The following is a 24143-nucleotide window of genomic DNA, read 5'->3' as shown; positions in this document are numbered from 1 at the left end:
GCGATGGTCGCCACTGACCCGTCACGCCAGCGGGATCCCGAGCTCCTCGGCGGCACGACACAGACGGGTGTCGAAGCTCGCGACGGCTCCGCCCACCTGCTGCGCCGCGTGAAGGACTGCGCAGTCGGGCATCGGAAGGCGCGACGACGCTCTCAGCCGGGCAAGGCCAACGGGCGAGTCATCGTTCAGGGCAATCTGCCGGACTGCGAGCCGGTCGAGCCGTCCCAGGGCGTCGTCGGTGAACCGCTCGCCACGCCGCGCCGGACCCGCCAGGAACTCGGCCAGCGTGAGTGGGCTGGAACCGAACGGCTGGTCCCGGTGACGGCGAACCAGATCTACTGCGGCGTCGTGGCGTTCATCTGATCGCTCGAAGTAGCCGATCAGCACGCTGGCGTCGAGAACGATCACTCGGGCCAGTCCTTGCGCAGGTCCTCGAGGTACCCCGGAGGAAAGGTCCCGGTCATCGAGCCAGCAAGTTCATTGATGGTCCTCAACCGCTCCTCGAGCGCGGACTCCTCATCCTCGCGCAAGTGCTCAGCACCCTCCTTGACCAGGGCGACGAGCAGGCGAGAGCGCGAGTCCGCGATCTCGGGCCACCGCTTGACGGCCAAGTCGAGGGCAGCCGCGATGTCGTCGGTCTCGGTGACGACGTGGCGCGGACGGGTCGTAGGCACGAAGCAAGTGTAACACTGGTCGTTCTGGTGTCACACCTTGGTGAGGGTGTCGCGAACCTGGCATTTGCGGCATACCCAAGGGGGGTATAGTATCGAACCATGACGGAGCACGAGAGCCACCAGCACGCCTACATCGCCAACGACCACAAGGACGACTACCTCAAGCGGTTGCGCCGCATCGAGGGTCAGGCCCGTGGGATCCAGAAGATGGTCGATGAGGAGAAGTACTGCATCGACATCCTCACCCAGATCTCGGCGATGACGAAGGCACTGCAGGTCGTCGCACTCGGGCTTCTCGACGAGCACATGAGCCACTGCGTCGCCGATGCCGCGCGCAAGGGCGGACCCGAGGCCGACGCCAAGCTCAAGGAAGCCAGCGAAGCCATCGCGCGCCTCGTCAAGTCCTGACCCACCCCCAAACCCCGGCCTTGTGTGCCTGAGGGAACGCCAGAGCGTCTCATGAGACACACAAGGCGAGTTGAAAGTGAGAGACACCATGAGTTCCAGCACCAGCACCCAGACCTTCACCGTCACTGGCATGACCTGCGGCCACTGCGTCGCGTCCGTCACCGAAGAGGTCAGCGAACTCGCCGGCGTCGAGAGCGTTGACGTCGACCTCGCCACCGGATCCGTCACCGTCACGAGCACCACGCCGCTCGAGGACGACGCCCTGCGCGCCGCCGTCGAGGATGCCGGCTACGCATTGGCGTGAGCGCCATGAGCACCCCCATCAAGGTCATCGGCTTCATCGCCGCACTCGCCGCCGTCTTCGCGATCACGCTCGGCGCGGGGCGCATCTTCGGTCCCGTCGATACGACGCCCACGAGCGCGGGTCACGACACCCACGCGTCCACGAGCCCCACGTCGGGCGCGAGCGAGGGCGACGGCGAGCACTCGGCCCACCTCCCCGGTGGACTCCAGTTCTCGCAGGACGGCTATGCGTTGCGCCTCAACCACTCTGAGCTCGCCGCTGGCTCGAAGACCCCGATCGAGTTCGTCATCGAGGGTCCGGACGGCAAGCCGGTCACGGCCTACACGCCACAGCACGAGAAGGAGCTGCACCTCATTGCGGTGCGCCGCGACTTCTCCGGCTTCCAGCACGTCCACCCGACCCGCGCCGCAGACGGCACGTGGAGCACAAGGCTCGCGCTGACGCCCGGCGTCTGGCGGGTCTTCGCCGACATCGCGCCCACCGCTGCAGAGCCGATGACCCTTGGCGCCGACGTGTCCGTGGCTGGTGCCTATGTGCCTGTGGCCGCGCCCACTGAGGACGTCCGCACGGCCACGGTCGACGGCTACACCGTCACTCTCGCAGGCGAACTCGCACCCGGCGCCGACTCCGAACTCACCCTCTCGGTGAGCCGTGGCGGCAAGCCGGTCACGGACCTCGACCCCTATCTCGGCGCGTTCGGTCACCTCGTCGCGCTGCGCACCGGTGACCTCGCCTATCTCCACGTCCACCCCGAGGGTCACCCCGGCGACGGCACGACGAAGCCTGGCCCAGACATCACCTTCGGCGCGGCGGTCCCGAGCTCGGGCACCTATCGCCTCTTCCTTGACTTCCAGCACGCCGGCGTCGTCCGCACCGCCGCCTTCACCGTCACCGCAGGAGGTTCCAGTGGCCACCACCATTGAGCTCGACATCACCGGCATGACCTGCGCGTCGTGCGCCAACCGCATCGAGCGCAAGCTCAACAAGCTCGACGGCGTCGTGGCGACGGTGAACTACTCCACCGAGAAGGCGAAGGTGGAGTTCCCTGAGAGCGTCTCACCTGACGACCTGCTCGCGTCCGTCGAACAGGCCGGGTATGCCGCGAGCCTGCCTCCCGCTCCCAACGCACCTTCCGCAGACGATCCCGCTGCGTCGTCGAAGGTCACCGACCCGACGCGAGCGCTGCGCGACCGGCTGCTCATCTCAACGGTGCTCACCGTGCCGGTCATCGCTATGGCGATGGCGCCCACGCTCCAGTTCACCTATTGGCAGTGGGCGTCCCTGGTGCTGGCCGCACCCGTCGTCGTCTGGGGTGCCTGGCCCTTCCACCGGGCTGCCTGGGTCAACCTGCGCCACGGCGCGACGACGATGGACACCCTCATCTCGGTCGGCACCCTCGCAGCATTCGGGTGGTCGCTCTATGCGCTCTTCCTCGGCACGGCTGGCACGCCCGGCATGACGCACCCGTTCCGGCTCACCATCGAGCGGACCGACGGCGCGGGCAACATCTATCTCGAGGCTGCGGCTGGTGTGACGACCTTCCTGCTCGCCGGTCGCTATGCCGAGGCGCGGGCCAAGCGTCAGTCCGGCGCGGCACTGCGCGCCCTGCTCGAGATGGGCGCCAAGGACGTCGCCGTGCTCCGTGACGGCAAGGAGGTGCGCATCCCGGTGGACCAGCTCGCGGTGGGTGACGAGTTCGTCGTCCGCCCCGGCGAGAAGATCGCGACCGACGGCACCGTTGTCACGGGTTCGTCCGCCGTCGATGCCTCCATGCTCACGGGCGAGTCCGTGCCGGTCGAGGTCACCGTCGGCGACTCCGTCGTCGGGGCCACCGTGAACTCCGGCGGTCGGCTCGTCGTGCGAGCCACGCGCGTCGGCAGCGACACCCAACTTGCCCAGATGGCTCGGCTCGTCGAGGACGCCCAGAACGGCAAGGCCCAGGTGCAGCGGCTCGCCGATCGCATCTCCGGGATCTTCGTCCCGATCGTCATTGGCCTCGCGATCGGCACGCTGGGCTTCTGGCTCGGCACGGGCTCGGGGTGGACGGCCGCGTTCACCGCCGCGATCTCCGTCCTCATCATCGCCTGCCCCTGCGCCCTCGGCCTCGCGACACCCACCGCCCTCATGGTCGGCACCGGCCGCGGCGCGCAGCTCGGCATCCTCATCAAGGGCCCCGAGGTCCTGGAGTCCACCCGCCAGGTCGACACCGTCGTCCTCGACAAGACCGGCACGATCACCACCGGACAGATGACCCTGCGTGACGTCGTCGCCGCCCCCGGCGAGGACCGCGACGAGGTCCTGGGCCTTGCCGCGTCATTGGAACACGGGTCCGAGCACCCCATCGCGAGGGCCATCGTCACCGGAGCAAGGGGCGCGGGCCTCGAGCTCGCACTGGTCGAGGGCTTCACCAGCGTCGATGGCCTCGGAGTCCAGGGAGTCGTGGACGGTCACGCTGCCGTCATCGGCCGCCCCCAGCTCCTGGCCGACTGGTCGATCGGACTCGGGCCGGAACTCGAGACCGCACTCACCCACGCCCGCAGCACCGGTGCGACGCCGGTGGCGATCGGCTGGGACGGCAAGGCACGCGGCATACTCACCGTTTCTGACGCTGTCAAAGCCAGTTCGGCAGAGGCGATCTCACGACTGCGAGACCTCGGACTCACGCCCTATCTCCTCACGGGCGACAACGCCGAGGCCGCCCGCACCGTCGCCGCGGAAGTCGGCATCGCACCCGAGCACGTCATCGCCGACGTCATGCCGGCCGACAAGGTCGCCGTCGTCCAGCGACTCCAGGGCGAGGGCAAGGTTGTCGCCATGATCGGTGACGGGGTCAACGACGCCGCCGCCCTCGCCGCGGCAGACCTCGGCATGGCCATGGGCACCGGGACCGACGTTGCCATCGAGGCCAGCGACCTCACCCTCGTGCGCGGCGACCTCCGGGTGGCCCCAGACGCGATCCGTCTCGCCCGCCGCACCCTCTCGACGATCAAGAGCAACCTGTTCTGGGCGTTCGGCTACAACGTCGCGGCCATCCCACTCGCCGCCGCCGGACTGCTCAACCCGATGCTCGCCGGGGCGGCCATGGCCCTGTCGTCAGTGTTTGTCGTGAGCAACAGCTTGCGGCTCAGGGGTTTTCGCGCCGAAGCCTGACGTCGGCTTCCTCAGGCGAGGGATTCCGCAAGAGCCGCCAAGCGGTCCAGAGACGCTCGCAACTGCGGTTCCTGCGTGGCCCGAGCACGCGGCATACGGGCTTCGTCGGTGAGCTCGGTCCAGTCATAGGTGTGCGTGACCCGTGCACTGCCGTGCTCGAGCGGCACGACCTCCCACCGCCACTCATGTCCCGCTGGCGCCTCGCCCTCGTTGCCGGGACGCCACGCGATACGGCGCCCCTCCTCGAAGTCGACGACGAGGTTGTCGCGGTGATTGCCCTTCGTCGTGCGCATCGCGAAGCTCTCGCCGACGCTGCGAATGCGATCGCCCGTGATGATCTCGACGAGGTTGTCGTTGCCGTCCCACTCGGGCTGCCGTCGCGGGTCAGCGATCAACTCGAAGACGGTCTCGGCGGGAGCGGCGATGTCCCGGCTGGCGCTGACGACTCGAATTTCATTGTCCATGACTTCATCGAATCATGAGCACGCCTGCCCGTCCTCCGCAACGAACTCACGCGACATGGGAGAACTCGCCGGACAACAATGGCCAGATGACAGACGCGACTCCTCTCCCGACGGTCGACGAGGTCCGCGCGTCGATGCGCACCTCCCTCAAAGAAGCCATGCGTGGCCGAGACAAGCTCGCTGTCTCGGCCCTGCGTTCGGCACTCAGCGCCATCGACAACGCCGAGGCCGTCCCCGCCGAACCAACGACCACCCGGGATGAATCCCCGATCGCTGGCGCCGTCATCGGGGTGGGTGCGACCGAGGCCGCGCGACGCGAACTCAGCCTCGACGACGTGCGGGCGCTGATGCGCGGCGAGGTGGACGAGCGCCGCGAGGCAGCAGTCGAGATCGAGGGGGCCGGTCATCCGGACCGGGCCGAAGACCTTCGACGCGAGGCCGACGTCCTAGAGGCGGTCCTCAGAGGCTGAGGTGACACGATCGGGGAATGACCTCGATCCTGTGGCTGCGCCGCGACCTGCGTCGGGCCGACCACCCCGCCCTGCTTGCTGCTCGTGACGCGGCGGACGGCGAACTCATCGTCGCCTACGTCATCGACCCCAAGCTGTGGGCGAACGCCGGACCGGTGCGTCGCGCCTGGCTCGCAGCGACTCTCAAGGCCACCCGCGATGAGTTCGACGACGGCCTGACCCTGCTCTGGGGCGATCCCCGGCAGGTCGTCCTCGAGCTCGCCACCCGCGTGGGCGCCACCTCGGTCCACGTCACCCGTGAGACGACGCCTTTTGGTCACCGCCGTGACGAGGCCGTCGCGGCAGTCCTTGCGGCCGCCGGGGTCGAGTGGGTCGAGACCGGCACCCCGTATGCCGTGGGGCCGGGTCTCGTGCACAACCTGAGTGGTGGGCCCTACAAGGTCTTCACCCCCTTCGCGAAGGCGTGGCGCGGGCACGGCTGGCCCGACCCGGCACCGAGGCCGCGTGAGTTGCCGCTCCGGCACGTCGGCGACGACGACAAGGCGACTCAGGCCATCCGCCAGGCTCTCGCCGCTCCCGACCTGCCCGAGCTCCCACAAGCCGGGGAGAAGGCCGCTCACGCGCGGTGGCGAGAATTCTGCGACACCGCACTCACGGCATACGCGACCGATCGGGACCTGCCGGGCACGGACGGCACGTCACGCCTGTCTCCCTATCTCAAGCTCGGTGTTGTCCATCCGCGCACCCTGCTCGCAGACCTGGCGGACCAGCGGGGCCAGGGGGCGCAGACCTATGTCACCGAGATCGCGTGGCGCGAGTTCTATGCGGATGTGTTGTGGCACAACCCCTCCAGCGCGTGGAGCGACCTGCGCGATCCACTGTCCGGGATGGCCTATGACGAACCGGACGATGCCATCGAGGCGTGGCGGACGGGCACGACGGGCTATCCGATCGTCGACGCCGGGATGCGCCAGCTGCTCGCGCAGGGGTGGATGCACAACCGGGTCCGGATGATCACGGCGAGCTTCCTCACCAAGGACCTGCACGTGTGGTGGCCGATCGGGGCGAAGCACTTCCTCGACCACCTCATCGACGGCGACATCGCGTCGAACAACCACGGTTGGCAGTGGGTCGCAGGGACGGGCACCGACGCATCGCCCTACTTCCGCGTCTTCAACCCGGTGACCCAGGGCGAGAAGTTCGACCCTGACGGCGACTACGTGCGGCAGTGGGTTCCCGAACTCGCGCACCTCAGCGGCAAGGCGGCCCACCAGCCGTGGGAGCACCCAGAGGGGTATGCCCACGACTATCCGACGCGGATCGTCGACCACGCCGAGGAGCGCCGCGAGGCCCTGCGACGCCTCGGTGAGGTCACCGGCTGATTGGAGGCACGACCTACTGCACCGTAAGTGGGGTGATCACCCCACTTACGGTGCAGTAGGTCGTGCGGCAGCTGGTGCGGACGATCAGGCGACGGCGCGCAGGAATTCCTCGAGCAGCGGGCCAGCGGTGGTCGAGCCACCCTCGCCCTCGTTGACGAAGACCGCGACGGCGAGGTCGCCCTGGATCGCGATCATCCACACGTGCTGCTTGAGCGCGTTGACGTCACCGAACTCGGCGGTGCCCGTCTTGGCGAGGACCGGCTCGCCCGGGACGTCGAGGAGGAACTTGCCACTGCCCTGCTCGACGACCCCACGCATGAGCGTCTTGAGCTGAGCTCCTTCGGCGGCCGTGACCGGCTTGACGGGCGTCGGGCTTGGCGAGGGAGCCGATGCCGACGGGCTCGCCGTCGAGGCTGAGTTCTCACCCTTGGCGCCGACGACAAGGGTGGGTGTCACGGACTTGCCGGCGGAGATCGAGGCGGCGACGGTCGCCATGCCGAGCGGGGAGGCCTCGACCTTGGACTGACCGATCATCGAGGCAGCCTCGTCGGTGCCCGGCTGGGGCGCCGGCACCGAACCGAGGAAGGCCGGGAGCCCCAGGGTGGACCCGGCCGTGAGTCCCAGACCCGCTGCGGCACTGGGCAGGTCAGCCGGAGCAAGCTTCTCGCCGGCCCGGATGAAGGCGGTGTTGCACGAGTTCGCGAACGCCGTGCCGAACGGCACCGACCCCAGGGCCGACGTCGGGTAGCCGTCGACGTTCTTGAACGAGCGCCCGTCCACGGTGATCGTCGGAGTGCACTCGACCTTGCTCGCCGGCGACAGTCCCGAGCGCAGCAGGGCGAGCGTCGACACCGTCTTGAACGTCGAGCCCGGCGCATAGCGGCCCTGCGTCGCGGTCGAGGCACCCTTGCCACCCGGGCCGCTCGCGGCAGCGAGGACATTGCCCGTCGACGGCTGGATCGCGACGATGGCCGACGCCGGGGTCACCTTGGCCAGGACGGCCTCGGCCGCCTGCTGCTTCGCGATGTCGAGGGTTAGCGTCACGGGCGAACCCGGCTTGGACTCGGTGTTGAAGAGCGTGCGATCCTCCGCGCCACCCGTCGCGAGGACGGCGTAGCTCGGCTCGCCGGCGAGTTGGTCGTTGAGCGCGGACTGGAGGCCGCCGATGCCGACCGTGTCGCCGGCAACAACCTTGCCCTGTGACTTCTCGACGATCTCGGCGGTCGCGTCACCGACGATCCCGAGGAGGGGTCGAGCGAAGGTCGCGGTCGGCGCGAGCGGGCGCGTGTCGGCAATGAAGAAGACACCGGGCGCATCGAGCTGTCGCGCTGCCGCCTCCTGAGGGCTGTTTGCGCGCACCGTGATCGCCTCGACGAAGGCCTTGGGTCCCGCATTCTTGACGGCGGTCACGTAGTTGGCAGCATTGATCCCCAGCGCATCCGCGAGCGTGGGCGCTGTCGCGAGCGCCTCTGCTGCGGTCGCCTTGGTCTTGTCGATGCCGATGCGGAAGACGTTGCGAGCCTCGACGATCGGCTGGTCGCCTGCTCCAAGGATCCCGGCGCGCACGGGCTGCTGGCGCTTGACGCTCAGGGTCTCCCCCTCGACGAGACCCGGCGCGAGCATCTCGGGGTTCCACACGCCTGCCCAGGTGCCGTCGGTCTTGCTGACCTTGAGCGGCGTCTCGTAGTTCCACGGCTCCTTCGACCCCGGCAGGGTCCATGAATGACGCAACGTTGCCTCGGCTGCGCCATCTGCGGGTTCGGTCACCGACGCGACCTCGACGCTGTGCGTGGCCTTGCCCATGCCCTTGACGAGGGCAGCCAGGTCAGGCGCCGCTCCGTCGGCGACGACTGCGCCCGGCTCGAACTTCGCTGCTGCGAGGCCGGTCGCGACTCGATCGACTGCCACCCTCGCCGCATCCTTGTCGCGCGCCAGCCACGTCAGGCCGCCCCACGCGGCTCCCCCGACGAGCGCTGCCACGACGACTGCGATCCCCACCTTGAATCCCCACCCACGCGAACGCACCTGCATAACCCCTCACGATCCGACGGCTCGGGCGGACTGCCCGGCCATGACTACCCGCCACTCTTTCATCGGCCGCGCCGACGTGCCCGCCCGGCAAGGCCGTGGCGGTTGATCCTCACCGGATCTTCACATGTGGCTCTGCCGCTTGCGCGTTCTCGCCCGCCACGGCAGGAGACGCCCGGGGCAGCAGGCGCGTGACGCGCTCGATGATGACGGCGACGGTCACGGCCACCACGATGCCGACGAAGGCAGCCAGCAGCGCGTTGTCCTGCACCCAGTGGCCGGCAAGGGTCCCGACCCCGACGGACCACGCCGCCCACGTGACTCCCGAAAGGACGGTGAAGCCGGCAAAACGCCGCTGTGAGTAGCCGGTCGCGCCGGCCGTGAGGTTGACGGCTGCTCGTCCGATTGGCACCCATCGCCCAACGATGATGATGACGCCGCCACGTCGCTCAAAGTGTCCTCGCGCCCACCTGAGCGCCTGTCGCCCGCGTGCGCTGCGCTCGAGCAGCCGGTCGAGGGACACATGCCGGCCCAGGAGGTAGCCGAGGTTGTCACCGACCCACGCACCCGCTGCAGCCGCGCCGAAGAGCGCGAGCCAGTGCGGCGTCCCCGTCGATGCACCGACCGCGGCCAGCCCGATGAGCACGCCTTCACTCGGAAGGGGCGGCAGCACACCGTCAACGGCGAAGAAGACGAACAGGGCAGGGATCAGCCACGCCGAACCCGCATGCAGCTCGATGAAGGTGTTGATCGCCTCGACCATGAGTCCAGTCTCGCCGACTCACGCCGGACGGCGTCCACCGACCGGCAGCATTCACCCAACGCTCGTCAACTCGTTGCTTCGTCGCTGCCGACGAGCAGACAGAAGGGGTGTCCGGCCGGGTCGACGAGGACATAGAGCGGCTCCTCCTCGTCGTCGGTGCGGTCGAGTCGGATCTCGGCGCCGAGTCGCAGGGCCGTGTCCTTGTGTCGTTCGAGTTCCTCGACACTGTCGACGAGGTAGTCGATGTGCAGTTGCTGGGGCACAACGTGTTCGGGCCAGGTGGTGCGTTCCAGGCGCGCGACCTGTTGGAACGCGAGCTGCCGCGTGCCGTCGGTTCGGGTGAGGACGAGCCAGTCGGCGGGGTCGTCGGCTGCGCTGCCGTCGAGGGGTGGTTCGTCGCCCGGTCGATAGATGAGGCCGAGGAACTGCCGATAGAACTCGGCGAGTTCGCGGGGTCGCTCACAGTCCAGAACCGTGTGCACGTATGCCGGGTGCTCGCCCATCGTCGTTCCTCTCCGCTGCGTGCTCCTCATGTCCACTACGAACACAACCTAGGCTCGCCGGCCTCCCCTTTCTAGGGTCGAACGAGCGGCTCAACGGCGAGCCGCGCGACCTGGAGGTAGACATGCCCCACTCATCGACCCATCGACGAGCAGGGAGGCTGACCATGCTGACCAGTACGCCGCCTTGGGAACGAAAGGGCGGCATCGGGATCGCGCCGTGACCAGGTGGAGCGTCCGTGCCGGTTCTGGCCTCGACTGAGCCTACGATGCCCAATGTGCTCCCCCGGTTGAGCCACGAACGGTCAGTGGCTCGTCAGGTCCTCGTCCTCCAGGTGATCGTCGTGGCCGTCCTCGTCGTGACCGCACTCGCGCTCGCGACCTTCGACGCCCGGCAGGACATCCGACGCAGCGCCCGCGACAAGGCAGTCGCGGTCGCCACGGCGGTCGCACGCGCGCCCGTGGTCACCGAGGCGCTGGCCAGTTCGGAGCCGTCAGGGGATCTTCAGCCGTTTGCCGAACTGGTGCGCGTCGACACCGATGTCGACTTCGTCGTGGTCATGGCGCTCGACCGGACGCGGTTCTCCCACCCCAACCCGACGCAGCTCGGCAAGGCCTTCATCGGCAACCTCGGCAACGCCCCTCAGGGTCGAGTCTTCACCGAGGAATACGTCGGGACGCTCGGGCCGTCGGTCCGCTCGATCGTCCCGGTGTTCGGCTCCACCGGTGGCACAGAGGTCGTCGCCCTCGTCGCTGTCGGCATCACCCTGGACAAGCTGCAGGACCTCCTGCTCGACGAGGTCGGGGACATCGGCCTCGCCGCGCTCGCCGTCCTGCTCGTCGGCGTCACTGGCGCCCTGCTCATCAGCCGGCGACTGCTCCGGCAGACGCATGGGATGGGCGAGCGCGAGATCACCCGGATGTACGAGTACTACCGCGCGGTCCTCCATGCCGTTCGCGAAGGACTCCTCCTCATCGACCACGACGACAAGGTGCAGCTCGTCAACGACGAGGCGCGGCGACTCCTCAACCTGCCGGCCGACGTCATCGGCCGTTCGCTCGGCGACCTGGGCCTGCCGCCCGCCCTCGTCGAGGCAGCCAGCAGAGGGGTTGCTGGTCAGGACGAGGTCTATGTGACCGGGTCACACGTCCTCGTCGCGAGCTCCTCCCCCGCCCTGTGGGAGGGCCGCGACGTCGGCGCCGTCGTGACCCTGCGCGACCACACGGAGCTGCAGCACCTCACGGGTGAACTCGACGTCGTCCGGGGGCTGACCGAATCACTGCGGGCGCAGACCCACGAGGCCGCCAACCGCCTGCACACCGTCGTGTCCCTCATCGAGATGGGACGGCCCGAGGACGCCGTCCAGTTCGTCACCGGCGAGCTGCAGGTGGCCCAGATGCTCACCGACCGGGTCATGGGTGCCACCGGTGACCCGGTCGTGTCCGCCCTGCTCCTGGGCAAGTCCGCGGAAGCCGCCGAGCGCGGCACACAGCTCGTCGTGACGGGCGAGCTGCCCGCCGAGCACGACCTCGTCTCCTCCCGTGAGCTCGTCACCGTTGTCGGCAACCTCGTCGACAACGCGCTCGACGCCGTCGCTGTCCGCACCGACCGTCAGGTCACGGTCCATCTCGAGGGCACTCCCGCCTGCCTGCGAATCACCGTTGGGGACAGCGGTCCTGGACTGAGCGACGAGGAGGCGCGCCGAGTGGTGGAGCGGGGCTGGACGACCAAGGCCGACGCCGGCACCGGACGCGGAGTCGGGCTCGCTCTCGTGAGCCAGATCGCCCGCCGGCTCGACGGCTCGGTGACGATCGGCCGGTCACCACTGGGCGGCGCCGAAGTCGAGGTCATCCTGCGGCGTCCCGTCGGGGCGCCGCAATGACGGTCCGGGTGCTCGTCGTCGAGGACGAGCCGCTCGCGGCGCAGGCGCACGCGGAGTACGTCCGACGCCTCGAGGACTTCGAGGTCGTCGGCGTGGCCCACACTGCGGGCGAGGCGGCGCGCCTGCTCCGTGAGCAGGGGCCGGTCGACCTCATCCTCCTGGACATGTTCCTGCCGGACGGGCACGGTCTCGTTCTCCTGCAACGGTTGCGGGCGGCGGGGAACCTGTGCGACGTCATCGCTGTGACGTCGGCGCGCGACGTCGACATGGTGCGGCGGGCAGTCGCCCACGGGGTCGTGCTCTATCTGCTCAAGCCGTTCACGTTCCCGATGTTCCGGGCAAAGCTGACGCAGTATGCCGCGTATCGCCGAGAGCTCGTCAGCGCACCTGCCGAGGTGCTCCAGGACGAGGTCGACCGGATGCTGGGTTCACTGCGGTCCTCCGTCGAACCGCCCGCGCTCCCCAAGGGGCTCACGCGCGACCGGTTGCAGGTCGTCGCCGGGCACCTGCGCGAGGTGACCGACGGACTGTCGGCACGGGAGCTCGGCGACCTGCTCGACAGCTCCCGGGTGACGGCCCGCCGCTACCTCGAGTACCTCGCCGATGTCGGCGTCGCCGTCCGTTCGCTGCGCTACGGAGGTGGCGGGCGGCCCGAGGTCCAGTACACGTGGAAGAGGACCCAGGACACCGGCACCCCCACGACCCACTGATTGCCCGCATGGCCAGTGAGGAGGGCAGCGACGAACTGGCCGAACGGGCAATCAGTGGTGGGTTTGTGCCTCAGTCCTCGTCGACGAAGACCTCCTGCCGCTTCTTGCGCACCATCGGCACGACCGCGACCAGCAGCGCGATGGCGGCCACCGCGAGCAGGGCGCCCGAGATCGGTCGCGTGAAGAACACGGAGGCATCACCGCGGCTGATGATCAGCGCCCGCCGCAGATTCTCTTCGAGCAGGGGGCCGAGCACGAACCCCAGGAGCAGCGGTGCCGGTTCGCAGCCCCACCGAAGCAGGGCGTAGCCGATGACACCTGCCCCGGCGATGATGAAGACGTCCCACGCGTTGAGCTCGAGCGAGTAGCAGCCGAGCGTCGCGAACGCGATGATCGCCGGGAACAGCACCTCGTAGGGCACCGACAGCATCCGCACCCACAACCCGATGAGAGGCAGGTTGAGCATCACGAGGAGCAGGTTGCCGACCCAGAACGAGGCGATGAGACCCCAGAAGAGCGCCGGCTCATCCGAGATGACGTTCGGCCCGGGGACGATGCCCTGCATGATGAACGCGCCCACGAGCAGGGCCATGACCGGGTGGGCCGGCAGCCCGAGCGTGAGCAGCGGGATGAACGCCGTCTGCGCGGCCGCGTTGTTGGCCGACTCCGGAGCGGCGACTCCCTCGATGGCTCCCTTCCCGAAGTCCTGGGGTCGCTTGGAGATCCGCTTCTCGAGGCTGTATGCGGTGAAGCTCGCGAGGATGTGACCGCCACCGGGGAGCACCCCGAGCAGCGATCCCATGGCCGTGCCACGCAGCACGGGGTTGCGGATCTCGCGGAACTCCTTGCGGCTGAGCCAGAGCCCCTTGACCTTGCGGGTGATGATTTTGGCGGTGCCGCGGCTCTCGAGGTTGCGCAGGATCTCGGCGATGCCGAAGACGCCGACGGCCAGTGACACGAAGTTCAGGCCCCCGTCGAGCTCGGGGATGCCGAACGTGAACCGCGGGACGCCGGTCGTGAGGTCCTGCCCGATGGTGCCGAGCAGGAGCCCGAGGATGATCATCGCGAGCGCCTTGACGGTGGACCCACTCGCGAGGGCGATCGAGGCGATGAGTCCGAGCACGACGAGGGCGAAGTACTCGGCCGGGCCGAACTTCAACGCCGCCGTGGCCATCGGAGGCGCGAAGAGCGCGACGACGATCGTGGCGACCGTGCCGGCAAAGAACGAGCCCAGGGCGGCCGTGGCCAGGGCCGCTCCTGCCCGCCCCTTTCGCGCCATCTGGTAGCCGTCGATGGCGGTGACCGCCGACGACGACTCACCTGGCAGGTTCAACAGGATCGCCGTCGTCGAGCCGCCGTACTGAGCGCCGTAGTAGATCCCGGCGAGCATGATGAGCGCCGCGATCGGGTCGAAGGTGAAGGTGACCGGCAGGAGCAGCGCAACGGTTGCCGTCGGGCCGATGCCCGGCAGCACGCCGACCGCAGTGCCCAGCGTGACGCCGATGAGGCAGACGAGGATGTTCGTCGGCTGCAGGGCGGTTTCGAGGCCGAGCAGGAGTCCGGAGAGGTCCATGGTCAGCCACCCACCCAGTCACCGAAGAGCGGCAGCCGCAGCTGTAGCGCGACGACGAAGATCAGCCAGGTGACCACCGTGATCCCCGCCGCCGTGAGGACGACACGAAGGGGCTTCGTGTGCTGCCCCGCGAGAGCCGCGAGCAGCGAGGTGGCGAAGACCGTCGGGATGACGCCCAGTCCGTCGATGGTGAGTCCGAAGAACAGGATCGCCCCGACCACGAGCGCACCTCGCGCCCACGGGATGGTGCGGGCCGGCTCGACCTCCTCGGTCTCAGCGTCGACCCCGGTGCCATTGCCGGTGTCGGCGTCGGTGCCGTTGCTGGTGTCGGTGCCGGTTGCCGCGCCGGTGTCGGTGCCGGTTTCGGTGCCGGAGAAGGTCGCCCCCGCCGACGCCACCGGAGCTGACCGGTGACGTCGGGCGAGGACCCCTTGACCGACGGTGACGAGACCGAGGACCGCGAGCGCTCCGCCAAGGACGAGGGGCAGGTAGCCCGGCCCCATCTGTCTGGCGGACCCGATCTCGTAGCCCGATCCGCCGATGGCGAAGGCGAGCCCGAGTGCGAGGAACGCGGCGCCGCAGAACAGGTCCTGCAGCCAGGGACGCAGTTCGTCACTCACTCTTGATGCCCGCATCCTTGATGACCGGGCCCCAGAGGTCGAGCTGCTCCTTGAGCTTCGTCGCGTGGGCCTCGGGCGTCGCCTGGTCGGCGGCCTCGGGTGCGGTCCCGAGGTCGGCCATCTTGGTGACGACGTTCTGGTCCTTCAGCGCGGTGGCGAGAGCATCGGTGAGCTTCTTGACGACGTCGTCCGGGGTGTCCTTGGGGACGTAGAGCCCATGCCAGACACCGACCTCCACCTCGGGGAGTCCGGCTTCCTTTGTCGTCGGCAAGTCCTTGAAGGCCTCGACACGCTCAGGTGTCGTGACGGCATACGCCTGCACCTTTCCGGCCTTGATCTGTCCCGCCGTGTTCGTCGTCTGGTCGCACATGAAGTCGACCTGACCACCGACGAGGTCGGTCAGCGCGGGACCGGTGCCGTCGTACGGCACCTCGGTGAGGTCGACGCCCAGCGCCTGCTCGATGAGCAGCCCGCAGAGCTGCGACGCGGCTCCGGTGCCCGCGTTCGCGAGCGTCACCTTCTTGCTGTTGGCCTTGACGTAAGTCACGAGTTCCTCGAGCGTCTTCGCCGGGAAGTCCTTCTTGGCGATGATCGTCATGGGCACGTTGGTGACGAGGCCGATCGGCTTGAAGTCCTTCTGGGGGTCGTAGGACAGCTTCGGGTAGAGCGCGGGCGCGGTCGACATGCCGATGTGGTGCATGAGGACGGTGTAGCCGTCGCCCTTGGCCTTCGAGACCTGGTTCGCGCCGAGGGTGCCTCCGGCGCCGGCGACGTTCTTGACGATGATCTGCTGGCCGAGCGACTTGCTCATCGGGTCTCCGATGAGGCGAGTGACCGTGTCGGTGGGACCACCCGCGGCGAAGGGGACCACGATGGTGATCTCCTGGTCGGGGTAGCCGGAGTCTGCTCCGCCGGCCGCGTCTTCGTCACCACCCGAGCTGCTGCCACACGCCGCCAGGGCGAGGGCGGCCAGGGAGGCGGTGGTGGTCTGGAGGACGAGGCGGCTTCGGCCCCGTCGCTTCGGGGCGGGGTGGAACGGGTTGGGGAAATCCATCGGGAGGCTCCTTTGACGACCGAGGGGTGAGATGCAGGTCACACCCTCCTCGGCACCGAGAACCCCGTCGATCTTGTGCACCTTGAGTTCACGGGGCACGGTGCAGCGTCATGCACGACAAAGATCAGTGAGCCCACGGACGACAGCTGAGGTGCTGCGGTGTCACGGTGAGGCGTGCTCATCCAGATCACGCTCGACGAGACCAGCCCTCCGGCCGGCAGCGTCGCCGTGCCGGGAGGGGCTGTGGCGACGCCCTTTCGGGGCTGGCTCGACCTCATGGCCGCGCTCGTCGAGTTCGTTGGCCCGCCGGGCGACCAGGAGGACGAGCTCGGTGCGGGAGCGCAGGCCGAGCTTGGCGAGGACGTGTGAGACATGACTCTCGACGGTGCGCCGGGAGACGAAGAGGACTTCGGCCACCTCGGGATTGGACAGTCCCGTGGCCACCTGCCGGGCGACGGTCTCCTCGGTCTTGGTGAGGGCTCCCCAACCGGACACCGGCCGAGCCACCATCCGAGCGCCCTTGAGTCGAATCCCGATGGACCCGAGACGGGCACGAGCGTGATCCACGTCGTGGTCGGCACCGATGTCCCGGTAGGAACGCAGGGCTGCCTGAGCGAGGACGGTGGCCTCCTCGAGTCGGCCGTCCCTGGCCAGCGCCGACGCAGCGAGCTCGGCCCCCTGTGCATGCTGCATCCGTCGCGGGGTCGCGGCCATGAGCTCGGCTCCCTCTTGGAGAAGGTCGCTGTCGCCTCGGGCGAGCCCTTGGACGAGGAGCGCGGTCGCCGCGAGGTGCACGACGTCCGGGTTGCGCTCGGCGACCTCAGTGACGACCTGCTCGACCTGCTCAGCGCACTCGAGCTCACCGAGCTCCACCGCCAGTGCCGCCAGTTGGACGGCCATCTGGACACAGTCCAGGAGCACCTCGCGCGAGAGGCAGCGCTCCCACCCGCTCCACAGGATCCGGAAGGCCCTTCGGCTGTCACCCATCGCGCGGGCCTGGGCGCTGGCGGTGCCGTGGACCCAGGCGATGCCACGAGCCAGGCCCGTCGTCGCCTCGATGTCACCGAGCCGCCGGATCCACGGCTCGGCAGCATCGGGTCCGTCGCGGTGGAGCGCGACCCACGCGCGAGTGCCCAGGGTCGTGGCCTCCATGTGGACATCGAGCCTGCCTCGAAGCGAGTCCCTCGCCTCGAGATCCGCCTCGACATCGCTGAGGTGGCCACTCAGTGCCCTCGCCCGCGAACAGAGATAGAACGCCGAGAACACGCCGGGCAGATAGCCCAACCGCTCCGCGAGCCGGCGCCCCCGCTCGAACAGGGCCAGGCTCTCGGGAACACGATCGATGTCGGCGAACAGGGTGGCCGCGATCTGGTGCGGGAACGGCTCGATCGCTGCGACGGTGTGCTCCGCGTCGGAGATGTCGACGGCCTCGTTCAGCGCCTCGAACGCCTCAGCCAGGTCGCCACGGCACGCCGCGATGTGTCCCCGCAGCACCATCGCGAGGATGCGGGCCGAGTCGTTCCCCGACGCCACGGCGGCAGCTTCGGCCTCTCGCGCGCAGGCGAGCGCTTCGCCTGTCTCGCCGAGCAGCAGCCGGGGCCAGCCGGAGAAGGCCAGGTGCTCGGCCCGCTCGGCCGGGGACAGCCGGGGACTCTGCGCCGCCCGGTCGGCCTCTGCCTGCGCGCCGATGTAGTCACCGCTGAGCAGGAGCGCGTGGGACAGGGTCGAGCGGAGTGCTCCCTCGAGGTCTGCCGGGGCGCCGCCGTCAAGGGCCGCGCGGGCGATCTCAGCGGCCTCGGCCGTCCGGCCCCCGACCATGATGGCTCGCGCCATGCCGGACGCGGCGCGTATGTGGGCGTCCTCCATCGGGCGGGAGGCCTCGATGACATGGCTCCACAGCTCGACCGCAGTCTCCGGAGAGATGGTGCGCACCCGCTCCGCCAGCTCCAGCGTCCAGGGCACGAGCTCGGCGGATGCCGGTGCGCGCAGCAGGTGCTCGGCCACGGCGACGGGCGGCGCGCCGGCCGCATCGAGACGCGTGGCAATCTCGTGGTGCAGCTCCCCGCGAATCGTCGGCGGGACATCGGCGATGAGCACCTCTTGGATGAGGGCGTGCCGGAAGGTCAGCGTGCTCGCGCCGTCCTCGCCGAGAACGCCGGCGGCCATGACCTCGGTCAGGGCCGGAAGGAGCTCGGTCACCGGGTGTCTGGCGATCAGGCGGAGGTCTGCGATGGGGAAGCGGGCCCCCAGCACCGAGGCAAGCACGAGCAGATCACGCGCCGGGGCGGACAGGGACCCGAGGTGGTTCATGATCATGAGCGCCAACGACGGCGCCCGGACCGGCATCGAGCTGAGACGAGCTCTGCCGTCCGAAGCCACGGTGAGGGAACCGTCGCGCTGGATGACCCCGAGCAGCTCGATGAGGAAGAGCGGATTGCCACCGGCCGCATCCAGTTGACGCAGCAGGTCGTCGTCCACCCGGGCCCGGGTGACGGCCTCGGTCAGCGCGGCGCAGGCCTGCGACGGGAGGGGACCGAGCTCGATGGTGGTGAGGAGATGGCGGGCCTCGACGTCCGCGATGAGGTCGTCGAGGCCCGAAGATCGGGGCAGCGGGCGCTTGGAGCAGACGATGACGATGGGCTGCTGGTGCAGCGAACGGCTGAGCCGGGTGAGCACGGCCAACGAGCCGGCATCGGCCCACTGGAGGTCCTCCAGAACCATGGTGAAGGGACCGCGGGCCGCCATGACGTCGATGAGGTCGAGGACGTGTTCCCCGACAGTGACCTCCGTGCGCGCGAAGTCCACCGCAGCGATCTCACGCTGTCTCTCGGCGAGGGCGGCCACGCGCTGACGACTCTCCGCATCCCCGGACGCCAGGGCGTTGAGAAGCAGGCCATAGGGGCGTCGCTGGTCCATCGCGTCGGCGGTGGCGCGAAGGACCGGGCCCGAGGCGGCGTCGACCCGGCTCAGTGCCGACGCGATGAGAGCGGACTTGCCGATGCCGGGTTCACCCCTGATGAGGACAAAGCTCCCGTGCGAGTGGCCGTCGAGCGCAAGGGCATGGGTGAGGACCCGAAGCTCCGCCTCGCGCCCGACGAAGGGGCGCTCGAACTGGCGGCCCTGTGCAGCGAGAGCCATCGGAACCCTTCGCCCGTTCTGGCGAGCACTGATGCGAGAAGATGCTGCAGGAACAGCTGATGCCGCGACCGATGCCCTTGACTTCTCAAGGTACCGCCGTGCGAGGGGCTCGCGAGGGTGATTCGTCAGGTGCACTGGCCCCCCACCTCGGGCCATATGTCCCTCGTCTCGTCGCCGATTGGTTGGACTCGGAGCCGGACCGCCGCCACCGGTCGGTGCACGCCACGTTGCTCTTCGCTGACATCTCCGGGTTCACCGCCCTCACGGAGCGGCTCGCCCGGTTCGGCACGCTGGGGGCAGAGCAGATGAGCGACACCCTCGACAGCACGTTCGGGGCGTTGCTGGAGGTGGCTCACTCCGACGGGGCCGACTTGCTCAAGTGGGGAGGCGACGCGGTCATCCTGCTGTTCCAGGGTGACGACAACGCCGCGAGGGCGGCGCGGGCGGCCCACCGGATGCGCGCCGCCCTGCGTGACCTCGTCCGGCGTCGCGCTCTGCCCGTGCAGGTGAACCTGCGGATGTCGATCGGCGTTCACTCGGGGGCGTTCGACATGTTCCTCGTGGGAGATGCTGCGAGTCATCGGGAGCTGCTCATCGCCGGGCCGGCGGCGAGCGAACTCGTCGAGATGGAACGGCTGTCCGACGCCGGACAGATCGGCCTCAGCGCTGCAACGGTGGCCATGTTGCCCCAATCCTGCTGCGGCGCCACGATTCTCGGAGCCCCATCACCAGGTGCGCGACTGCTGCGCTCGAGCCCGCCGCTTCGGAACCAGGCGGAGGCTGCTGACGGCCCGCTGCCGGCGGACGTGTCAGGGGCGATTCCGCCGATGATCCGCGCACACCTCGAGGACGCACACGGCGAGTCCGAGCACCGCCCGGTGGCGGTGGCCTTCATCGGGTTCTCGGGCATCGACGCACTGCTGCGCCAACACGGTGCCCTCGCCGCGACGACCGCTCTTGACCAGATGGTGGGCTCGGTCCAGCAGGCGTGCCTCGCCCACGGTGTCGTCTTCTTCGAGTCGGATGTGGCTCACGACGGCGGCAAGATCCTGCTCACGGCTGGTGCACCTCGCAGCACCGGTGAGGACAGTGAACGACTGCTGCGCACCGTGCGCGACATCGTCGACCGCGCCGGCGTGCTCTCGCTGCGCGTCGGCGTCAACCGCGGGTCCGTGTTTGCGGGGGACTTCGGCCCAGGATTCCGCCGCACCTACTCGGTCAAGGGCGATGCCGTGAACCTCGCCGCGCGAATCATGGCGAAGGCCGCGCCGGGCGAGGTCCTGGCGAGCGAGGACGTCGTCTCGCGGTCACGCACCTTCGTGCGCACCGAGCGGGTGGAGCCGTTTGCCGTCAAGGGCAAGGCGTTCCCGGTCCACACCCTGCGCGTCCTGGGGCTCGTCGAGGGACGATCTGCCGCACGCGCCGAGTCGCCGTTCACGGGCCGCAGCGAGGAACTGGGGCGGCTGCGCGCGACCGTTGACCGCGCGAGGCAACGGAGCGGGTCGGTCGTCGACGTGTCAGGGCCACCCGGGATCGGCAAGTCACGTCTCGTCGCCGAACTCGCACCCCTGCCGGAGGACCTCGTCGTGCTGGCCACCACGAGCAGCAACTTCGACTCCAACGCCTCCTACTTCCCCTTCCGCACACTGATGCGGGACCTCTTGGGCATCAGGCCGGAGGACGACGCGGCCAGTGTGCAGTCTCGACTGGCACTGCGGGTGCAGGACAGCGCTCCCCACATCGTGCCGTGGCTGCCGGTGCTCGCTCCCCTGCTCGCCATCGAGATGCCCCCGACCCCGCAGACCCGCGACCTCGACGAGAGGTTCCGCCGACACCGGCTCGAGGAGATCGCGCTCGAGTTGCTCGACGCCATACTCCCCACGCCGACGTTGTTCGTCTTCGAGGACGTCCACCTCATCGACGAGGCCTCCGCCTCACTCCTGCAGCGCCTGCTCACCTCCAGCCCCCTCAGGCCCTGGTGCGTCATCGTCACCCGACGTGACGCCAGCACAACGTTCGTCCCCGACCCGACTCTGCCCGGGCTCGTCCCGATCTCCCTGGGTCCCCTGTCCGACGAAGCCGCCACAGACTTGATCGAAGCAACTGCAGGCGATGCGGCGCTCGGGGTGCGAGCCATCGAAGCCATGGCCGGCCGGGCGGCTGGCAACCCGCTGTTCCTCACATCGCTGGCCGGGGCCGCTCAACTCGACGGCGACGCCGGCAACCTGCCGTCCTCGATCGAGGGCGTCTACCTTCGCGAGCTCGACCGCCTCGACCCTCGTTCGCGGTCCCTGCTCCGGTATGCCGCTGTCCTCGGGGTGCGCTTCGAACCGGGTCTCCTCGCGGCACTCGTCCCCGATGCGGATGGGGCCGACGGCTCCATCGACGGCCGATTCGATGGCGACGTCGAAGCCCTCTTCGATGGCGCTCTGGCGGAGTTCGTCGAGACCCAAGGCGACGGAACGGTCCAGTTCCGACACTCCCTGATGCGCGACGTCGCCTACGACGGGCTCCCCTTCCGGCTGCGCCGATCGATGCACGCGCAAGTGGCCCTGCTGCTCGAGCGGGACGGTGACCCCGCAGCGAGTCCGGCCTCGCTCAGCGGCCACTTCCACTCCGCCGGGATGCACGAACAGACATGGACCCACTCCCTCGTCGCAGGCGAACAGGCTGCGGCGGCCTACGCCTACAGCGAAGCGGCCGACTACTTCGGGCGGGCCCTGGACGCCGCCACTCACCTGCCCGAATTGGGGCAGGAAGCCCGCTCGGCGGCATACATCCGTCTGGGTGAGACGCGAGACATGTCCGGCCAGTCCACCGCCGCAATCGCGGCGTTCCGTGCCGCCCGTCGACTCCTGCCGCACGACCCGGTCGGGCGGGCGCGGCTGATGTATCGCGAGGCTCGGATCAGTCTCCGGCTCGGCAAGCACCCGCAGTCGCTGCGGACATTGACTCGGGCACTGCACGTCATCGGCGACCTTCCGGGGGCCGAAGCCGATGGAGTGCGCGCTGAGCTGGCCACCCGCTATGGGTTCTGCCGTCACCTCCAGGGCCGGCCTGACGAGGCGCTCCGCTGGATGACCCAGGGTGCGCGTTGGGCCGAATCGAGCGCTGACACGGGGGTGCTCGCCCACGCCTACAACGCGCTGCACCTGGCCTACGGAGCCTCGGCGCACGGCGAGGACAAGCCCTATGGGCGACTCGCGCTCGCGGCATACGAGGAGCTCGGCGACCTCGGCGGGCAGGCGCTGTGCGTCAACAACCTGGCCATCGACGACTTCCGCGCCGGCCGCTGGACCGAGGCTGCGGAGATGTTCGAACGGGCTGCGTCGATGTTCCAGCGGCTGGGCGATGAGGCCAACGAGGGCAACGTGACCTACAACCTCGGCGACGTCCTCGTCTCGAGGGGTCGCTTCGACGAGGCCCTCCCGCCGTTGCGTCGCGCGCTGCGGCTCGCCCGTGGCGTCGACGATGAGGAGCTCGTGGCACTCGCCCTGCGAGAGGGTGCACGAGCGCACGCGGCCCTCGGTGACACGGACCGTGCCTGGGGGTTGTTCGCGGAGGCGCGCGCGAAGCTCGTTGGCCTCCATCTGCCCATCGAGACAGCCCTGCTCGACGCCGCCCGGGTGGAGGCCCTGGTCGCGACGGGTCGCATCGACGACGGTGTGCACCTGGCCGCGACAGCGCAGCGGCAGGCGATCGCCGGCAAAGTGCCCGACGTCCTTCCGCGGCTGCATCGGGTCCATGCCTTCGCCCTGCTTGCCCTGGGACGCGCGGACGACGCGACCGAGCAGGTGCAGCGTGGGCTTGAGCTGGTGGAGGCGATCGGCGACGGCTACGACAAGGCGCTGCTCGGGCTGGCCCGCGCCGAAGCCCTGGGGCACACCGATCCGGGGTCGACCGCCGAGCAGGAGCGGCTTCGCAACGGCGCGCACGCCACTCTCGAACGACTCGGTGTCGTGCGGTTGGTCGGTGTCAGCCCGGCGGCTCAGATGCCGCCTCGCACATCGCGGACGAACAGCACAATGAGGTGAAGGTCGCCGGCGCCGTCGCGTCGGCTCGACCGGTAGTCGGTGCAGTAGTCGAGTCCAGCGTCGATCACGCCCTTGGAGGCGCAGGCCGAAACCGGCTCGAGGGAACCGAAAGCGGTCTCGGACCACAGGGCGGTGAAGGAGGGGACGCCGGCCTTGCCGCACAACGTCTTGTCGCAGATCAGCTCCATGCGCGCGGGGTTGCGACGGTCATAGAGGTTCGCGCCACCTGCGGTGAGGTCGGCGATCATCTGGGTGACGAAGCTGCCGCGTCCGCAGGCCTCCCCCGTCGGGCAAGCACCCAGCGTCAGCGCCACGTCTCCGGACGCTCCGTTGGGCAGGATGACAATTCCGCACAGCGGGTTGGCCTGATCGACGACCGCGCAACCCGCACCATCGGCACCCGCAGTGCCATCACGCAGCGACGCGGCCGTCCCCGGCACGAAGGTAAGGAACCGGTTGATGTCGAAGGCGTTGCTCGTGTTGCCGATCGCCTGGGCACCCTTGCCCACACTTGCGCTGATGCGGATCCCGGTCGCGACAGCGGAGTAGGCCACGGTGAACACCGAGGTCGTCGTGCCGCGAGGAATCGTCCCCCGCGTGAGAGTGAGCGAGCCCGGGCCGGTCGCCGTGAAGTTCACGACCTGGTCCTGCTTGTAGGCCGCGTCGGCGGTGCTGGCCTTGAGGGTCACGGCGATGAGGAAGGTGTCGTCCGTGGCCGCGAGCACCGCTGGGATGGCTTCGGCCGGGGCCCCGGCGAGGTGTTCCGCGATGACGGCCGGGTCGGTGTAGGCACGCACCGTGAGACTCGTCGGGGTCGGGAGAGAGGTGGCGGACGCTGGCCCGGCCACCCCCTGGGCAAGGGACAGGACGAGCCCGAACGTGGCTGCGAGGGCGAGCACGACCCGCGAACGCGGTCGGTCGGGCCGGTTCGGATGGCGCGGATCGGACATGGCGACTCCTGGCATCGGTTGAGAAGGTCGACCAGGCG

Annotated in this window: 20 protein-coding genes; 9 read left to right on the top strand and 11 right to left on the bottom strand. The window is 69.2% G+C overall.

Features of this window, described 5'->3' with window-relative positions; all coding sequences use genetic code 11:
* Positions 1-21: 21 nt before the first annotated feature.
* Both V6K52_RS01070 and V6K52_RS01065 read right to left on the bottom strand, forming a co-directional pair.
* On the bottom strand, positions 22-387 hold the full coding sequence (locus V6K52_RS01070) for a PIN domain-containing protein (RefSeq protein ID WP_353953836.1): 366 nt from the start codon (positions 385-387) through the stop codon (positions 22-24).
* Positions 388-404: 17 nt separating this feature from the next.
* Positions 405-674 (bottom strand): hypothetical protein, encoded by a 270-nt coding sequence (locus tag V6K52_RS01065; protein ID WP_353952060.1) that lies wholly within the window; start codon positions 672-674, stop codon positions 405-407.
* 99 nt (positions 675-773) lie between these two features.
* Here V6K52_RS01065 and V6K52_RS01060 point away from each other — a divergent pair, with 99 nt between their 5' ends.
* The 4 genes from V6K52_RS01060 (at position 774) to V6K52_RS01045 (ending at position 4536) form a co-directional block, all read left to right on the top strand.
* Entirely contained in the window at positions 774-1082 is a 309-nt protein-coding gene (locus V6K52_RS01060) for a metal-sensitive transcriptional regulator (RefSeq protein WP_353952059.1), read from the top strand.
* Positions 1083-1170: 88 nt separating this feature from the next.
* On the top strand, positions 1171-1386 hold the full coding sequence (locus V6K52_RS01055; protein ID WP_353952058.1) for a heavy-metal-associated domain-containing protein: 216 nt from the start codon (positions 1171-1173) through the stop codon (positions 1384-1386).
* Between the two features lie 5 nt (positions 1387-1391).
* Positions 1392-2309, top strand: coding sequence for a hypothetical protein (locus V6K52_RS01050; RefSeq protein ID WP_353952057.1), 918 nt, complete (start codon positions 1392-1394; stop codon positions 2307-2309).
* The gene (locus V6K52_RS01045; RefSeq protein WP_353952056.1) at positions 2293-4536 is read left to right on the top strand and encodes a heavy metal translocating P-type ATPase; all 2244 of its coding nucleotides are present in this window, start codon (positions 2293-2295) and stop codon (positions 4534-4536) included. The genes V6K52_RS01050 and V6K52_RS01045 overlap by 17 nt, the downstream gene beginning before the upstream one ends.
* An 11-nt stretch (positions 4537-4547) precedes the next feature.
* Here V6K52_RS01045 and V6K52_RS01040 read toward each other — a convergent pair whose 3' ends face one another.
* Positions 4548-5000 (bottom strand): SRPBCC family protein, encoded by a 453-nt coding sequence (locus tag V6K52_RS01040; protein WP_353952055.1) that lies wholly within the window; start codon positions 4998-5000, stop codon positions 4548-4550.
* Between the two features lie 86 nt (positions 5001-5086).
* On the opposite strand from V6K52_RS01040, the gene V6K52_RS01035 reads away from it, so the two are divergent.
* Complete coding sequence (locus V6K52_RS01035) at positions 5087-5470, top strand: hypothetical protein (protein ID WP_353952054.1); 384 nt, start codon at positions 5087-5089, stop codon at positions 5468-5470.
* Between the two features lie 17 nt (positions 5471-5487).
* The gene (locus V6K52_RS01030) at positions 5488-6852 is read left to right on the top strand and encodes a deoxyribodipyrimidine photo-lyase (protein ID WP_353952053.1); all 1365 of its coding nucleotides are present in this window, start codon (positions 5488-5490) and stop codon (positions 6850-6852) included.
* Positions 6853-6936: 84 nt separating this feature from the next.
* On the opposite strand, the gene V6K52_RS01025 is transcribed toward V6K52_RS01030, so the two are convergent.
* The 3 genes from V6K52_RS01025 to V6K52_RS01015 all read right to left on the bottom strand — a co-directional run bounded on the left by V6K52_RS01025 (position 6937) and on the right by V6K52_RS01015 (position 10146).
* Positions 6937-8850, bottom strand: coding sequence for a penicillin-binding transpeptidase domain-containing protein (locus V6K52_RS01025; RefSeq protein WP_353952052.1), 1914 nt, complete (start codon positions 8848-8850; stop codon positions 6937-6939).
* Positions 8851-8992: 142 nt separating this feature from the next.
* The gene (locus V6K52_RS01020) at positions 8993-9643 is read right to left on the bottom strand and encodes a VTT domain-containing protein (protein ID WP_353952051.1); all 651 of its coding nucleotides are present in this window, start codon (positions 9641-9643) and stop codon (positions 8993-8995) included.
* A 65-nt stretch (positions 9644-9708) separates the two neighbouring features.
* Entirely contained in the window at positions 9709-10146 is a 438-nt protein-coding gene (locus V6K52_RS01015; RefSeq protein WP_353953835.1) for a VOC family protein, read from the bottom strand.
* Between the two features lie 275 nt (positions 10147-10421).
* Between V6K52_RS01015 and V6K52_RS01010 the strand changes: the two genes are divergently transcribed.
* A complete protein-coding gene (locus V6K52_RS01010; RefSeq protein ID WP_353952050.1) occupies positions 10422-12026 on the top strand; it encodes an ATP-binding protein in 1605 nt (534 codons plus the stop codon).
* Positions 12023-12736, top strand: coding sequence for a response regulator (locus V6K52_RS01005; protein ID WP_353952049.1), 714 nt, complete (start codon positions 12023-12025; stop codon positions 12734-12736). Before V6K52_RS01010 ends, V6K52_RS01005 begins: the two co-directional genes overlap by 4 nt.
* A 70-nt stretch (positions 12737-12806) precedes the next feature.
* On the opposite strand, the gene V6K52_RS01000 is transcribed toward V6K52_RS01005, so the two are convergent.
* From V6K52_RS01000 to V6K52_RS00985, 4 genes are all read right to left on the bottom strand, one after another.
* Positions 12807-14309, bottom strand: coding sequence for a tripartite tricarboxylate transporter permease (locus V6K52_RS01000; RefSeq protein ID WP_353952048.1), 1503 nt, complete (start codon positions 14307-14309; stop codon positions 12807-12809).
* Positions 14310-14311: 2 nt separating this feature from the next.
* Entirely contained in the window at positions 14312-14929 is a 618-nt protein-coding gene (locus V6K52_RS00995) for a tripartite tricarboxylate transporter TctB family protein (protein ID WP_353952047.1), read from the bottom strand.
* On the bottom strand, positions 14922-15983 hold the full coding sequence (locus V6K52_RS00990) for a tripartite tricarboxylate transporter substrate-binding protein (RefSeq protein WP_353952046.1): 1062 nt from the start codon (positions 15981-15983) through the stop codon (positions 14922-14924). Before V6K52_RS00990 ends, V6K52_RS00995 begins: the two co-directional genes overlap by 8 nt.
* Positions 15984-16145: 162 nt before the next feature.
* Positions 16146-19121 (bottom strand): AAA family ATPase, encoded by a 2976-nt coding sequence (locus V6K52_RS00985; protein ID WP_353952045.1) that lies wholly within the window; start codon positions 19119-19121, stop codon positions 16146-16148.
* Between the two features lie 98 nt (positions 19122-19219).
* Between V6K52_RS00985 and V6K52_RS00980 the strand changes: the two genes are divergently transcribed.
* On the top strand, positions 19220-23155 hold the full coding sequence (locus tag V6K52_RS00980) for an adenylate/guanylate cyclase domain-containing protein (protein ID WP_353952044.1): 3936 nt from the start codon (positions 19220-19222) through the stop codon (positions 23153-23155).
* Here V6K52_RS00980 and V6K52_RS00975 read toward each other — a convergent pair.
* Entirely contained in the window at positions 23110-24105 is a 996-nt protein-coding gene (locus tag V6K52_RS00975; RefSeq protein ID WP_353952043.1) for a hypothetical protein, read from the bottom strand. The two genes, V6K52_RS00980 and V6K52_RS00975, sit on opposite strands and share 46 nt — an antisense overlap.
* Between the last annotated feature and the right edge of the window lie 38 nt (positions 24106-24143).

The organism is Knoellia sp. S7-12 (assembly GCF_040518285.1).
Lineage (GTDB): Bacteria > Actinomycetota > Actinomycetes > Actinomycetales > Dermatophilaceae > Knoellia.
This window is presented reverse-complemented; position numbering and strand designations above follow the sequence as displayed.

What these genes read in the sequence shown, in the direction of transcription:
- V6K52_RS01035 (WP_353952054.1), top strand. Translation starts at nt 5,087, where the DNA reads ATGACAGACGCGACTCCTCTCCCGACGGTCGACGAGGTCCGCGCGTCG.
- V6K52_RS01030 (WP_353952053.1), top strand. Translation starts at nt 5,488, where the DNA reads ATGACCTCGATCCTGTGGCTGCGCCGCGACCTGCGTCGGGCCGACCAC.
- V6K52_RS01060 (WP_353952059.1), top strand. Translation starts at nt 774, where the DNA reads ATGACGGAGCACGAGAGCCACCAGCACGCCTACATCGCCAACGACCAC.
- V6K52_RS01055 (WP_353952058.1), top strand. Translation starts at nt 1,171, where the DNA reads ATGAGTTCCAGCACCAGCACCCAGACCTTCACCGTCACTGGCATGACC.
- V6K52_RS01050 (WP_353952057.1), top strand. Translation starts at nt 1,392, where the DNA reads ATGAGCACCCCCATCAAGGTCATCGGCTTCATCGCCGCACTCGCCGCC.
- V6K52_RS01020 (WP_353952051.1), bottom strand. Translation starts at nt 9,643, where the DNA reads ATGGTCGAGGCGATCAACACCTTCATCGAGCTGCATGCGGGTTCGGCG.
- V6K52_RS01015 (WP_353953835.1), bottom strand. Translation starts at nt 10,146, where the DNA reads ATGGGCGAGCACCCGGCATACGTGCACACGGTTCTGGACTGTGAGCGA.
- V6K52_RS00990 (WP_353952046.1), bottom strand. Translation starts at nt 15,983, where the DNA reads ATGGATTTCCCCAACCCGTTCCACCCCGCCCCGAAGCGACGGGGCCGA.
- V6K52_RS01040 (WP_353952055.1), bottom strand. Translation starts at nt 5,000, where the DNA reads ATGGACAATGAAATTCGAGTCGTCAGCGCCAGCCGGGACATCGCCGCT.
- V6K52_RS01000 (WP_353952048.1), bottom strand. Translation starts at nt 14,309, where the DNA reads ATGGACCTCTCCGGACTCCTGCTCGGCCTCGAAACCGCCCTGCAGCCG.
- V6K52_RS00975 (WP_353952043.1), bottom strand. Translation starts at nt 24,105, where the DNA reads ATGTCCGATCCGCGCCATCCGAACCGGCCCGACCGACCGCGTTCGCGG.
- V6K52_RS01005 (WP_353952049.1), top strand. Translation starts at nt 12,023, where the DNA reads ATGACGGTCCGGGTGCTCGTCGTCGAGGACGAGCCGCTCGCGGCGCAG.
- V6K52_RS00985 (WP_353952045.1), bottom strand. Translation starts at nt 19,121, where the DNA reads ATGGCTCTCGCTGCACAGGGCCGCCAGTTCGAGCGCCCCTTCGTCGGG.